1 protein-coding gene and 1 pseudogene are annotated in these 1328 nt (G+C 61.4%); both read left to right on the top strand.

The annotated features are described in order from the left end of the window. Window positions 1-976: pseudogene (locus tag RA19_RS25100) on the top strand ((2Fe-2S)-binding protein); the annotation flags it as partial. After that, window positions 973-1305 (top strand): nitrite reductase small subunit NirD, encoded by a 333-nt coding sequence (nirD, locus tag RA19_RS25095; RefSeq protein WP_039168528.1) that lies wholly within the window; start codon window positions 973-975, stop codon window positions 1303-1305. The pseudogene RA19_RS25100 and the gene nirD, both read left to right, overlap by 4 nt. Window positions 1306-1328: the final 23 nt, after the last annotated feature.

Genomic DNA, 1328 nt, shown 5'->3' with positions numbered 1-1328 from the left:
GGACGTCCGCCGCCTGATCAAATCAAAGGAGCTGAAGAGCCAGGCCGCAGTCTGGCAGGAACTGGGATGGACCACACCAAACGGATGCCACATCTGCCGCCCGTCGGTGAACTACTACCTGCTGGCCGACTGGCCGCTGGAATACCGGGACGATCCGCAAAGCCGCTTTGTCAATGAGCGCAAGCACGCCAACATCCAGAAGGATGGCACTTTCTCCGTGGTGCCGCGCATGTGGGGCGGCATCACCACCCCGGATGAGCTGCGGGCCATTGCCGATGCCGCCGACAAATACGATGTGCCCACCGTCAAGGTGACCGGCGGCCAGCGGATCGACCTCTTGGGGGTGAAGGGGGAGGACCTGCCCGCCATCTGGTCCGATCTGAACCAGGCCGGGTTGGTCTCGGGCCACGCCTATTCCAAGGGCCTGCGCACGGTGAAAACCTGTGTCGGTACCGACCATTGCCGCTTTGGCACCCAGGACAGCACCGGGCTAGGCATCAAGCTGGAGAAACACCTGTGGGGGTCCTGGACCCCTCACAAGCTGAAGCTGGCAGTCTCCGGCTGCCCGCGCAACTGCGCCGAAGCGACCTGCAAGGACATCGGCGTGGTCTGTGTCGACAGCGGCTACGAGATACACGTGGGCGGCGCGGCCGGCATGGAAATCAAAGGCACCGAGGTTCTGTGCAAGGTCGCGTCCGAAGACGAGGCGATCGAGGTGATCTCGGCGATGACCCAGATCTACCGCGAGAATGCGAAGTATCTCGATCGGATTTACAAGTGGCTGGCCAAGGTCGGACTCGACTGGGTCAAGGAGCAGATTGTGGACGACCTGGAGAACCGCAAGGCACTGGCAAAGCGCTTTGCGGTATCGCAGTCCGTCTACCGAAAGGACCCCTGGGCCGAACACGCGCAGAATAGAAACACCCGGGCACAATACGCCCCCCTTGCCAACCTTACCTTGGAGGCTGCGGAATGAACTGGATCGACATCGGCCATATCGACGATATTCCCCTGCGAGGCGCACGGGTGGTCAAGACTCCCATGGGCTGCATCGGCTTGTTCCGTACCGCCGAAGGCGAAGTATTTGCGGCCTCTGATCGCTGCCCGCACCAGGGCGGACCATTGTCAGAAGGGATTGTGCATGGGCAAAGCGTCACCTGCCCCCTGCACAACTGGGTATTCGACCTGAACACAGGTGAAGCACAGGGTGCTGACGAAGGCCGGATCGAAACTTATCCGGTGCAGATCGAAAATGGCCGTATCCTGATCTGCGAAACAGTGCTCGGCAAGCGGAGAGCTGCCTGATGAGCTGCCCCGCGCCTGACGAA

This window comes from Leisingera sp. ANG-M1, assembly GCF_000813745.1.
In the GTDB taxonomy this organism is placed as follows: domain Bacteria; phylum Pseudomonadota; class Alphaproteobacteria; order Rhodobacterales; family Rhodobacteraceae; genus Leisingera.
The sequence above is the reverse complement of the archived record's forward strand: the minus strand, read 5'-3'. Positions and strand labels throughout refer to the sequence as shown.

Coding starts and splice junctions, on each gene's coding strand:
- nirD (WP_039168528.1), top strand. CDS start 973: ATGAACTGGATCGACATCGGCCATATCGACGATATTCCCCTGCGAGGC.